This is a genomic window from Serratia proteamaculans (genome assembly GCF_949794035.1).
GTDB lineage: Bacteria > Pseudomonadota > Gammaproteobacteria > Enterobacterales > Enterobacteriaceae > Serratia > Serratia proteamaculans.
In genome coordinates this window covers 2,768,498-2,780,971 of record NZ_OX461105.1, presented here as the reverse complement: position 1 = coordinate 2,780,971, position 12,474 = coordinate 2,768,498, and the positions used below count along the sequence as shown (strand labels likewise).

Genomic DNA, 12,474 nt, shown 5'->3' with positions numbered 1-12,474 from the left:
GCAGATTAAGCAGTTATCATAATCACAGTTTATGATTAGCCAGGCGGGTCGGTAAATACCGACCCGCCTGTTTCGTCTGTCTATCATGCAAACGCTGAGCACCGAATTTATGTTAAAGCCCCGCCAGATTATTCTTTTTCTGTTCCTGCTGTTTGGCTTGCAGTTAGCGCCGCTCACCAGCGTCGCTGCGCAGGATGATGCCCCGGTTGCCGAAAGTACGCCGGATACTGCCACCGCGCTGAAGAACTACCAAAAACAGTTGGACAGCATCAAGCAGCAGGTCTCCAAAGCTGACAATGATAACCAGCTCAGCAAGCTGAAGTTGGCTAACGACGATCTGGCCGCGGGACTGGACAAACTGGCGACCGATCTGCAACCGGCGCAGGAAAAACTGCAGGGGCAGTTGGACGTCCTGGGCCCACAGCCGGTGGCCGGTTCGATGGCTGAAACTGCCGCCGTGGTACAGCAGCGTAATGCCTTGAATAACAGCAAAAAGCAGCTGGACGATGCGGTAAAACGCGCGCAGGCCATGAAAGCCAGCGCGATCGACCTGGGCCAGCAAATCAGCGACTTGCGCCGTGTGGCGTTCAAAACCCAATTGGCGTTGAACACCGGCAGCGTACTGGGTGGCAAGTTTTGGTCACCGGTAGTGCAACCTGCGGACAGTGACGTGCAGCGATTGAATGAGTTCAATACTGCGATGAAACAGGCCTGGGATGCCAGTTGGCAGGAAGAGTGGCGCTACGGCACCCTGAGTCTGCTGGTGTTGGCGGTGGTTATCTGGTCATGGGGGCGCTATTTCTCCGAACGCTTTCTGGCCTGGGTGAGCATCCGCTTTCTGCCGGACGGGCGTTTACGCCGCAGCTTTATGGCCATGGTCACCGTCAGCGTTACGGTGATCACCACCAGTATTGCGCTGAATCTGCTGTATCTTACTTTTACCCGTGCGCAGCCTTTGCCGGGGATGCTGGAGGATTTCGCCGAGGGCTTTAATCGACTGGGGATTTTCTGTGCGTTGATCGCCGGGCTGGGCCGCGCGACGTTGTCCCTCAACCGCCCGTCATGGCGTCTGGGCTCGATGGATGATGCCGTTGCCGCCGGTTTGCGCTATTTTTCGCCGCTGTTGGCGGGGCTAACCTTGGCATTTGGCTCGATAGAACTGGTTAACAACGTGGTGAGTACCAGCCTGGCCACCACTATTTTCGGCAATGGTTTGGTTGCCGGATTAATCGGTATGGTGCTGTTGGCGATGCCGCTGCGTTCCCAGCGCATCCGTCGCCAGTTGGAACAGCAGGGCGAACACGTAGAGAAACGCTCCACCATCAGTGGTTTGTTGCACATGAGCACCCTGGTGTGTTCAGTGGTTATCCTGTTCTCACTGCTGGTGGGGTATATCGCCTTCGCCCGATTCCTGACCTATCAGGTGATCTGGATTGCCCTGGTGTTGATGGCATTCTATTTCCTGCTGATGTTCGCTACCGACCTGTGCGGGGCGATCTTTTCGCCGCAGACCGCCAGCGGCAAAACGCTGAAAAAGTCGTTTAACTTTAAGGATCGTCATCTGGAGCAGATGGCGATTATCTTCACCGCCATTGCCAAGTGTTCGCTGCTGTTATTGATGATTGTCTCGCTGTTTAACGGCTCGTTCGGCACCACCACGCCCAATTCCTTGCTGGACAAGATCATCGCCATCCTGAGCGGTGAAGGGTTGCAGCGATTGAATATCGTGCCGGGCAACCTGATCAACTCGGTGATTTGCCTGGTGATTGGCATCTATATTCTGCGGGTTACTCAGCGCTGGCTTAGCCAGGAACTGCTGCCGAAAACCATTTCAGACATTGGTATTCGCGCATCGCTGGTTACGCTATTCAGTAATGTGGGTTATGTGCTGCTGATCCTGATCACCCTGGCGGCGTTGGGCATCCAGTGGAACAATTTGGCGTGGATCGTCAGTGCGTTGTCGGTCGGTATCGGTTTTGGTCTGCAGGAAATCGTGAAGAACTTTATTTCCGGACTGATCCTGCTGACCGAACGGCCGGTAAAAGTGGGCGATATGATCGGGATCGGTGGCGTGGAAGGGGATGTGCGTCGCATTAACGTGCGCGCCACCGAGATCCAGCTCAGCGACCGTTCGACGATGATCGTACCCAACTCGCAGCTCATCTCGCAAAACGTGCGTAACGCCACCATGGGTAATGCCCAGGGTGTGGTGACTATCGCGCTGACCTTCCCGACAGATATCGACCCGGAGCAGGTGCGCAATATTCTGCTGAGTGCCTACCAGGAGTATGAAGCCATCCAGGATACCCCGGCGCCTTATGTTCGCTTTAGCCAGCTCGGCCCGGAAGGCATTATCCTCAGCGTGACCGGCTATGTAGCCAGCCCGCGTATGGTTGGTGCCACCAAAAGTGAGCTGCTGTTCAATATTCTCAAACTGCTGCGGGCTGAGCGGGTCAATATGTCCAGCCCACAGGAAGTGGTGTTTATGAAACAGCAGGCGAAAAACCTGACCAACGACGAAGAGCAATCCTCGTAATCTGCTGACTTCTACGGCCGGTCCTGAGGGGCCGGACGTAGGAGTAAACTCAGTGCATCGCCGGTACCACGGACTGCGAACAGTCGCTGTTGGCACTGGCGGAAGAGTTATTACAGGTCTGTGGATCATTATGCACCGGCGGTGGCGGTACATCCTGCGGGCCGCCCCGGCCCATACAGCCGGAAAGCATCAGCAGCAAAAACAGGGGGATCATCGCTTTCATTTCACTTACCTCCGAACTCATCATTCCATTAAGTATATGCCCTGAAAGGCACTCCCACCGCCCAATGATGCGCTATAGATGGCGTCTATATCCGAGTGGATGAAACCAATTTCACTTCAACCGCCCGCCGGCTCTATGCTGTTGTTGCATAGGGCAATCTCATTCAGGGGGCATCATGGAAACACATCAATTGGCGGCATCACTGCTGGCCGCGTTCGGCGGTGAAGAAAATTTGGTCAAACTGCGCTACTGCGCCAGCCGTATCAGGGCGGAACTGCACGACGGCGGGCGACTGGATCGGCAGAGTATCGATAACCTGCCGGGCGTTAAAGCCTTGCTGGAGGTGGAAACGCCCCAGTCGACTACCGAGTATCAGTTGGTGGTCGGGCCGGGGAATGCCAAACCCTTGTATCAGGCGCTGATCGCGCTGGGCGGTGAGAAGTAACTACAGCAGCGGGCGGATCTGTTCCAGGTGTTGCTGCATTAAGCTTTGCATCTGCACCACGTGGGGCGCATCCGCCTTTTCGCGCATCAGGTAAATACCGACGGTGCAGCGTTGGCCTGGCTGCGTCAGCTGCAGCGGCTCAATGCCGTATTCGGCAAAATACCCTGACATACAAGAAGGATAGGCCAGCAGCACCGCATCGGAATCGTTGATCATATCCACCGCCGACATCATCGAATTGGTCGAACAAATCACCCGTTCCGCCAGGTGCAGGCGGTTGCGTGCCAGTTTTTTCGGCTGCATATCCTCCACCATATGATGATAGCGGCTTTCATCCGGCGTCAGCTCAACGCAAGAGTAGTCCAGCAGCGCATCCGGCCCCACCGGTTGGCCCAGCAGTGGGTGTCCGCGCCGCACGAACATGGTGTCGCGGGTACCGAACAGCGGCAGAAAGCTGATGCCTGCCTTGGGGTTCAACCCCTGAATTTCGTGGCCGATAAACAAATCGATATCCCCGCCCAATAACAGGTCCATCAGGCGCAGGTGGTTACCCAGATCGATATGGATATTTACCATCGGGTGGAGTTGGCGGTAGGCATTGAAGCTGTCACGTACAAACATGTACCACCAGGCATGGCCGGTGCCCATGCGCAGGCTCTGCTCCTGACGCGCCTTGATAAACGCCAGTTTGATCAGCGTATTGTCATAAATTCGCTGCATCATCTGCGCCTGTTCCAGCAGCAAATCGCCGTACTCGGTGGTTTTCACCCCGGTTGAGGTGCGCTCCAGCAACTGCACCCCCAGATTCTCCTCCAGCTTCTTCATGTTGTGGGTCAGCGTCGGCTGGCTCAGGCAAAGCTTGTTTGCTGCATGACTCACATTTTTGAACATCGCTACTTCGATAAACTGCCGCAGAATTTTGTCCACGATCATATTTTCCACTGGTGGTATAGAAAGTTTCTATATCGTAGCGGCGAAAAACGATTTCCGCCAATGACCCGCCTTCGATAGCTTGCTCTCATGCCGGTATTTCCAGCCGCCACCAGAGAGGATGCAATGAGAAGATTGATACCGAGTATGGTTGCCGTCGCCCTGGCGCTGATGTCCGGTCAGGTTGTGGCCGAGACGCTGCGCATGCAGTGCGCGCCCAGCAAAGAAGGGCGCCAGTACTGCAATGAGATTAAGCAGCGTTTTGAGGCTCAGACCGGCTATACCCTGGAGTTTATCGATCTTCCCCCGGCCTCTGATGAAAAGCTGTCGTTGTTCCAGCAACTGTTTGCCGCCAAAGATGCCAGCGCCATCGATTTGTTTCAGGCAGATACCGTATGGATTGGCGTGCTGAACAAACACCTGTTGGATCTGACCGACAGCGTGGCCGACATCAAACAGGATTTCTTCCCCGCCGCCTGGCAAAACAATGTGGTAAACGGCCGTGTGAAAGCGGTACCGGCTTACCTGGACAGCGGCGCGCTCTACTACCGTAAGGATCTGCTGGAAAAATACGCGGAGCAACCGCCGGTAACCTGGGCCGATCTGACCCGTATCGCCACCCGCATTCAGCAGGGCGAACGTGCCGCCGGGCATAAAAACTTTTGGGGACTGGTGTTCCAGGGCAAATCCTATGAGGGGTTGACCTGTAACGCCCTGGAGTGGGTGGCTTCGCAGAACGGTGGCAGTTTTATCGACGCCCAGGGCAATATCACCATCAATAATCCCCAGGCGGCACAGGCGCTGGATATGGCCGCCGGCTGGATCGGCAAAATCACCCCGAAGGGCACGCTGGGTTACATGGAAGAAGAGTCGCGGGCGCTATTCCAGAACGGCGATGCGATGTTTATGCGCAACTGGCCATACGCCTACGTCCTGGCACAGGACAGCAGCAGTGCGATCCGCGGCAAGGTGGGCGTGATGCCGTTGCCGAAAGGGGCCGACGGGCACTCGGTCAGTGCACTGGGCGGCTGGCAGTGGGCGATCAACGGTTACACCAGGCACCCGCAGGCGGCCATCGCGTTGCTGAAAATCGTCAGCGACGCCGAATCACAAAAACGGGCGCTGGCACTGATGGGCCAGGCACCTTCACGCACCGCGTTATACGACGATCCACAGGTATTGGCGCAGGCGCCTTATCTGGCGGACTTCAAGGGCATTTTCGCCCAGGCGATGCCACGCCCGGCCACCCAAACCAAGCGGCAGTATGCGCAGGTCTCCAGAGCGATCTACAACGCCACCTTTAACGTATTACGCGGTGATAGTGACGGTGTCACGGCGGTGGCGGATTTACAGCAGCGACTGGAGCGGATCAAAGCCAGAGGATGGCGTTGAAAGCAGGGCAATCATCCATTAACCGCCGGAGTCTGATGCATGAAACGCAATACTGAAGCTTTATCCCTGACGGTCACGCCCGCTTCCGCGCAGGCACGGCCGGCCAGACGCAGCAAGCTTAATCACCAGCAGCGTCGCAGCCGTATCGCCTGGTTGCTGGTGGCCCCGGCGATGCTGTTGCTGGCGGCGGTGGCGGGCTGGCCGTTGCTGCGCACCCTGTTTTACAGCTTTACCGATGCCATGCTGGACGCACCGGACGATTACCGCTTTGTCGGTTTTGCCAATTACCTGGACCTGACCGAGGGCGGCCACCATTACGGCGTGCTGGCAGATCCGCTGTGGTGGCTGGCAGTGGGCAATACGCTGCGCTTTAGCCTGCTGTCGGTGTCGCTGGAGCTGGTGTTCGGCATGCTGCTGGCGCTGTTGATGAATCAGAAGTTCCGCGGTCAGGGGTTGGTACGCACCGCAATTCTGGTGCCCTGGGCCATTCCGACCATTGTTTCCGCCAAGATGTGGGGCTGGATGTTCCACGACCAGTACGGGGTGGTGAATGACCTGTTGCTCAAGACCGGCATTATCGCCACGCCGTTGGCCTGGGTGGCGGAGCCGGGGCTGTCGATGTGGGCGGTGGTGATTGCCGACGTCTGGAAAACCACGCCGTTTATGGCCTTGATGCTGCTGGCCGCGCTGCAACTGATCCCCGGCGATCTGTATGAGGCCGCCCGGGTCGATGGGGCCAACGCCTGGCAGCGCTTCCGCCGCATTACCCTGCCACTGATTATGCCGGCGATGATTGTCGCGCTGATTTTCCGGGTGATGGATGCACTGCGGGTGTTTGATCTGATCTACGTGCTGACCTCCAACAGCGAGGCCACGGTATCGGTATCCGGCTATGCCCGCGATCGCATGGTCAGTTATCAGGAAATGGGTGCCGGCTCTGCCGCTTCGGTGCTGGTGTTTATGATGGTGGCGGGCATTGCCGCCTGCTTCCTCACGCTGGGCCGCCTGAATGACAAGGAGAAACAAGCATGAAACTGAGCCGCCAACAACAAAAATACGGCCATAAGACGCTGATCTTTGCCAGTGCCGCCTTGGCCAGCGTGATCTGCCTGTTTCCATTCTATTACGCGCTGATCACCTCGTTACGTTCCGGGCAGGATCTGTTCCAGGTCGCCTATTTGCCGAGCAACCTGCACTGGGGCAATTACCTGACCGCGCTGATGGATAACGGCATTGCCCGCAGCCTGCTGAATTCCATCGTGGTGGCGACGCTGACGGTAGGCATCTGCCTGCTGGTGTCGATTACCGCTGCCTTCGCCCTGGCACGCATCCGCTTTCGTGGCCGCAAGTACCTGCTGTTCACCATCCTTTGCGTGTCGATGTTCCCGCAGGTAGCAGTGCTGTCCGGCATGTTCGAACTGGTGCGCTTTATGGGGCTGTATGACTCGCTGGGCGCACTGGTGCTGTCCTATACCACGTTCTCACTGCCGTTTACCGTCTGGGTGCTGACCACCTTTATGAAGGCGATCCCGGCGGAACTGGAGGAGGCGGCAATCGTCGACGGTGCCGGTACCTGGACCATCATCACCCGCATTTTTGCGCCCATTATGGGGCCGTCGCTGGTGACCACCGGGCTATTGGCCTTTATCGGTGCCTGGAATGAATTCATGTTCGCCCTGACCTTTGTTATCTCCAGCGGCAAACGCACCGTGCCGGTGGCGATTGGGATGCTGCAGGGTGCCTCTCAGTACGAACTTCCCTGGGGCACCATCATGGCGGCCTCGGTCATCGTCACACTGCCGATCATCGCACTGGTGCTGATTTTCCAGCGCCGCATCGTCAGCGGATTAACCAACGGCGCAGTAAAAGGCTGATTTTCGATTAACCCAAAGCAGGAGCAAACCAATGGCTACAAAAATCGTTTTAGTGGGTGCAGGCAGCGCGCAATTCGGCTACGGCACGCTGGGGGATATCTTCCAGAGCAAGACGCTGTACGGCAGTGAAATTGTGCTGCATGACATCAATCCTGCCGCCCTGGCGGTGACCGAGAAAACGGCCCGGGACTTTTTGGCAGCGGAAGATTTGCCGTTTACCGTCAGCGCCACCACCGATCGCAAAACGGCACTGAACGGGGCGGCATTTGTGATTATCTCCATCGAAGTGGGTGACCGTTTCGCGCTGTGGGATCTCGACTGGCAAATCCCGCAGCAGTATGGCATTCAACAGGTGTATGGCGAAAACGGTGGCCCCGGCGGCCTGTTCCATTCACTGCGGATTATTCCACCGATCCTCGACATCTGCGCCGACGTCGCCGATATTTGCCCGAACGCCTGGATATTTAACTATTCCAACCCGATGAGCCGCATTTGCACCACCGTGCATCGTCGTTTCCCGCAGCTCAACTTTGTCGGCATGTGCCACGAAATCGCCTCACTGGAACGCTATCTGCCGGAAATGCTGGGTACGTCGTTCGACAATCTCACCCTGCGGGCCGCCGGGCTTAATCACTTTAGCGTATTGCTGGAAGCCAGCTATAAAGACAGCGGTAAAGATGCTTATGCCGACGTGCGTGCCAAGGCACCGGATTACTTCTCCCGCCTGCCGGGCTACAGCGACATCCTGGCTTACACTCGCACCCACGGCAAACTGGTACAGACCGAGGGCAGCACCGAGCGCGATGCGCTGGGCGGTAAAGACAGCGCTTATCCCTGGGCTGACCGCACGCTGTTCAAAGAGATCCTGGAGAAATTCCACCACTTGCCGATCACCGGCGACAGCCATTTTGGTGAGTACATCCGCTGGGCCAGCGAGGTCAGCGACCACCGCGGCATCCTCGATTTTTACACCTTCTATCGCAATTACCTGGGCCATGTGCAGCCAAAAATCGAACTGAAGCTGAAGGAGCGCGTGGTGCCGATCATGGAAGGGATCCTGACCGATTCAGGTTATGAAGAGTCGGCGGTCAATATCCCGAACCAGGGCTTTATCAAACAGCTGCCGGCGTTTATTGCGGTTGAAGTGCCGGCAATTATCGATAGCAAGGGCGTGCACGGCATCAAGGTCAATATGCCCGCCGGTATCGGTGGCTTGCTGAGCAATCAGATCGCCATCCATGACCTGACGGCTGACGCGGTGATTGAAGGCTCGCGCGATCTGGTGATCCAGGCGTTACTGGTGGATTCGGTTAACGACAAATGCCGGGCGATCCCCGAACTGGTGGACGTAATGATTTCACGCCAGGGCCCGTGGCTCGACTACCTGAAATAAGCCGGATGGCGGGGCGCGGATCGGCGTCCCGCTAATTGCCCACTGTGGTGCGAACGGGAGGAATATGGCGCAACTAACGCTGGAAAAACTGCAAAAACGCTATGGCGCTAACGCAGAGGTAATCAAATCGCTGGATCTGCAGATCAACAGCGGAGAGTTTGTGGTGATTGTCGGCCCCTCCGGCTGCGGCAAATCTACCCTGTTGCGGATGATCGCCGGGCTGGAGGAGATCAGCAGCGGTGGCATGTATATCGATGGCAACTACGTCAATGACGATACGCCGGCCGAACGCGGCATCGGCATGGTGTTCCAGTCTTACGCACTTTATCCACACATGAGCGTATATAAAAACATGGCGTTTGCGCTGGAGTTGGCGGGGCATTCGGCGGCGGAGATCGACAGCCGGGTGCGTGAAAGTGCGCGCATTTTGCAGCTTGAGCCGTTACTGGAACGACGGCCGAAGGACCTTTCCGGCGGGCAGCGGCAACGGGTGGCGATTGGTCGCGCCATCGTGCGCGAGCCGAAGCTGTTTTTGTTCGATGAGCCCTTGTCCAACCTTGATGCATCGCTGCGGGTGCAGATGCGCATGGAGGTGGCGTCGCTGCATAAGCGACTGGGGTCGACCATTATATATGTGACCCACGATCAGGTTGAAGCCATGACGCTGGCCGACCGCATTGTGGTGTTGAACCAGGGGCATGTTGAACAGGTAGGCACACCGCTGGAGTTGTATGACCAGCCGGCCAATGAGTTTGTCGCTCAGTTTATCGGCTCACCCAAAATGAACCTGATCCCGGCAATTTTGCGGCGTGCCGGTGAGCGTCAAAGCGTGGTAGAGCTGGACAACGGCAAGGCGCTGGTGCTGCCGATCGCCACGCCGACGGCGGCGGAAGGCCAAAGCGTTAACGTCGGCATTCGCCCGGAGCATATTCGCGGGGGTGAACAGGCACAGTGTGAGTTTCAGGGCGAGGTAATGTTTGTGGAGCACATGGGCAATGAAACCTATCTCTACCTGGATAACGGTAATGCCGGTGAACCCTGGGTGCTGCGCAATCCCGAACGTTCGACCATCAAGGCCGGGGATAGGGTGGGCGTGCGCCTGCCGGTTGAGTGCTGTTACCTGTTTGACCGTCAGGGACGGGCATTCCAGCGCATTCTGGCGTCGGATCAGGCGCATTAATCAATTTAAGGGAGCAGGGACATGAGCGGTGGAGAAACGGTGCGTTGGTGGAAACAGGCGGTGGTTTATCAGATCTATCCGCGCAGCTTTATGGATTCTAACGGCGATGGGATTGGCGATCTGAACGGTATCACTGCCCGGCTGGATTATTTGCAGTGGCTGGGCATTGACGTGCTTTGGATCTGTCCGATGTACCGCTCGCCGAACGACGACAATGGTTACGATATCAGTGATTATCAGGCCATTATGACGGAGTTCGGTACCATGGCGGACTTTGACCGCCTGTTGGCCGAGGTGCATGCCCGCGGTATGCGGCTGATACTGGATCTGGTGGTTAATCATACCTCGGACGAGCACCCGTGGTTTATTGAATCCCGGTCATCTCAATCCAGCGCCAAGCGCGACTGGTATATCTGGCGCGAGGGGAAAAACGGCGCAGAGCCCAACAACTGGGAAAGCATTTTTAACGGTTCGGCCTGGAAATATGACGCCGGCAGTGAGCAATACTTTTTGCACCTGTTCTCTGAGCGTCAGCCGGATCTGAACTGGGAAAACCCGCAGGTGCGGGCGGCGCTGTACGACATGATGCGCTGGTGGCTGGATAAGGGCATTGACGGTTTTCGCATCGACGCCATCTGCCATATGAAAAAACAGCCGGGCCTGACCGACATGCCCAACCCGCAGGGGCTGCGCTACGTGCCGTCGTTCGAACGACACCTTAACTACGAAGGGCTGCTGGATTACGTCGATGACCTGTGCGAACAGGTGTTTAACCGTTATGACATCATGACGGTGGGGGAAATGAACGGAGCCTCGGCAGAGCAGGGTGAAGACTGGGTGGGCGAACAGCATGGCCGCCTGAATATGATCTTCCAGTTTGAACATGTCAAACTGTGGGAAACCAGCCATCAGCAGTCGCCAGACGCCGGGGTCGACGTTCTGGGCCTGAAAAACATCTTTACCCGCTGGCAGACCTTGCTGGAGGGAAAAGGCTGGAACGCGCTGTATGTTGAAAACCACGATATTCCGCGTGTGGTATCGAAATGGGGTGACGACAAGCGGTACTGGCGCGAAAGTGCCACCGCCATCGCGGCGATGTATTTCCTGATGCAGGGAACGCCGTTTATCTACCAGGGGCAGGAACTGGGGATGACCAACACCCGCTTCAACTGTCTGGCCGATTTTAACGATATCGCTGCCAGAAACCGCTTCGCCAAACTGCAGGAGCAGGGTATGGAGGAAGCGCAGATCCTGGCGTTCCTCAGCCGCAGCGGCCGCGATAACTCACGCACGCCGATGCAGTGGGACGACAGCCCCAACGCCGGTTTTAGTCTTGCCAAGCCGTGGTTTGCGGTGAATGCCAATTATCAGCAAATTAACGTGGCGCGCCAGCGTGAAGAACCCGACTCGGTACTGAATTTTTACCGGGCGTTAATCCATCTGCGCCAGCAGGATCCGCTGTGGGTTTACGGGCGTTACCAATTACAACTGGCAGCACATCCGCATATTTACGCCTATTCCCGTAGCCAGGATGAGCGACAAGTATTGGTACTGTGCAACCTGAGCGCTGAAACTCAGCAAATTGACGCTCAGGATTTATCGTTGGAAAAAAGAGCGTTGTTACTGAGTAATTATCCCCAAGAAGGTGAGCGACAAACACTTCGCCCTTATGAGGCGCAGATCTATCAGTAGGGATTTATATCGGAATGGATTAATATCCACCCTAAATTAATTTAGTGGGAAAGTTATTTTAATTCTCCAGCTTTCCCCATTAATGACTTCCCTTACGAATCATTAAATAGACGACTTGCCCCGTTTTAATGCTGGGGAGTGAGGGTGAAAATTCCCCACACAGGCACTGCGATAAGAAAAATATCTGAAAAATCCCGCCCTGGATTTAAAATCTCACACACTGGCGTATGCGATGGCATAAATGAACAAAAACCATACAGACTTCTGTTTGATTTTTACTCTGTAACCATGTATTTAATTTAATTTATTGATATTTAACATTTTTATTTTAAGTTTGGTTTGGTGGAAGCATTTCTCTGGTGGTGCCCTGACTACAACGCTAGCTAAACCGAAGTGAAATTTTATGATTTTTTACGATTTCACTTTTAATTTCATATTAACAAATCGGTCTATTCCTTTAATATTATTTTTTTTCACATGCCAGCTTGCAGCTTTAGCGCTACTCTGATTTGGCTGTGTCTAATCAAGGATGATGTCGGGCGGAATAGGCAGATTAACATAGGGATATGCTACCCATTTCTCTGTTGCCCATTGATTTTCATTTCCTGGAGGTTCGCTTCCAAAGCGCTCCTTGTTTATGGCTCCGCGAAGTTTTCATTTAAATAAAAATGAGTTTTCAAAGGCAAGATATGTTCGGAATTTTGTGAAAATAAAATGACGGGATGTTGGGGCCATTTTGATCTTTTAAATTTTGGTCGTCACTTTCCAAAACACAGAATACATATCTGTAAGTATATACATTCAGGAGC

General features: G+C 55.5%; 10 protein-coding genes. 8 read left to right on the top strand and 2 right to left on the bottom strand.

Going from position 1 to position 12,474, the window contains the following annotated elements; genetic code table 11:
* The first annotated feature begins 109 nt into the window (after positions 1 to 109).
* Positions 110 to 2,536 carry a DUF3772 domain-containing protein gene (locus QOT07_RS12980; protein ID WP_198404418.1) on the top strand — a complete coding sequence of 809 codons (2,427 nt, stop codon included), beginning with the start codon at positions 110 to 112 and terminating at the stop codon, positions 2,534 to 2,536.
* Positions 2,537 to 2,585: 49 nt separating this feature from the next.
* Here QOT07_RS12980 and QOT07_RS12975 read toward each other — a convergent pair whose 3' ends face one another.
* Positions 2,586 to 2,759, bottom strand: a complete 174-nt coding sequence (locus tag QOT07_RS12975) for a hypothetical protein (protein ID WP_165366349.1) — start codon at positions 2,757 to 2,759, stop codon at positions 2,586 to 2,588.
* Positions 2,760 to 2,934: 175 nt separating this feature from the next.
* Here QOT07_RS12975 and QOT07_RS12970 point away from each other — a divergent pair, with 175 nt between their 5' ends.
* Positions 2,935 to 3,204, top strand: a complete 270-nt coding sequence (locus tag QOT07_RS12970; protein WP_099062987.1) for a PTS sugar transporter subunit IIB — start codon at positions 2,935 to 2,937, stop codon at positions 3,202 to 3,204.
* On the opposite strand, the gene QOT07_RS12965 is transcribed toward QOT07_RS12970, so the two are convergent.
* Positions 3,205 to 4,137: a LysR family transcriptional regulator gene (locus tag QOT07_RS12965; protein WP_283603314.1), complete on the bottom strand. Its 933-nt coding sequence runs from the start codon at positions 4,135 to 4,137 to the stop codon at positions 3,205 to 3,207.
* 123 nt (positions 4,138 to 4,260) lie between these two features.
* Here QOT07_RS12965 and QOT07_RS12960 point away from each other — a divergent pair, with 123 nt between their 5' ends.
* The 6 genes from QOT07_RS12960 to QOT07_RS12935 all read left to right on the top strand — a co-directional run bounded on the left by QOT07_RS12960 (position 4,261) and on the right by QOT07_RS12935 (position 11,665).
* Entirely contained in the window at positions 4,261 to 5,526 is a 1,266-nt protein-coding gene (locus QOT07_RS12960) for an ABC transporter substrate-binding protein (RefSeq protein ID WP_099062989.1), read from the top strand.
* Between the two features lie 39 nt (positions 5,527 to 5,565).
* Entirely contained in the window at positions 5,566 to 6,558 is a 993-nt protein-coding gene (locus QOT07_RS12955; protein WP_099062990.1) for a carbohydrate ABC transporter permease, read from the top strand.
* Complete coding sequence (locus tag QOT07_RS12950) at positions 6,555 to 7,400, top strand: carbohydrate ABC transporter permease (RefSeq protein WP_085116897.1); 846 nt, start codon at positions 6,555 to 6,557, stop codon at positions 7,398 to 7,400. Before QOT07_RS12955 ends, QOT07_RS12950 begins: the two co-directional genes overlap by 4 nt.
* A gap of 31 nt (positions 7,401 to 7,431) precedes the next feature.
* Positions 7,432 to 8,793, top strand: coding sequence for a family 4 glycosyl hydrolase (locus tag QOT07_RS12945; RefSeq protein ID WP_099062991.1), 1,362 nt, complete (start codon positions 7,432 to 7,434; stop codon positions 8,791 to 8,793).
* Positions 8,794 to 8,857: 64 nt separating this feature from the next.
* A complete protein-coding gene (locus QOT07_RS12940) occupies positions 8,858 to 9,973 on the top strand; it encodes an ABC transporter ATP-binding protein (RefSeq protein ID WP_085116895.1) in 1,116 nt (371 codons plus the stop codon).
* A gap of 21 nt (positions 9,974 to 9,994) precedes the next feature.
* The gene (locus QOT07_RS12935; RefSeq protein WP_207976688.1) at positions 9,995 to 11,665 is read left to right on the top strand and encodes a glycoside hydrolase family 13 protein; all 1,671 of its coding nucleotides are present in this window, start codon (positions 9,995 to 9,997) and stop codon (positions 11,663 to 11,665) included.
* The last annotated feature ends 809 nt before the right edge of the window (positions 11,666 to 12,474 follow it).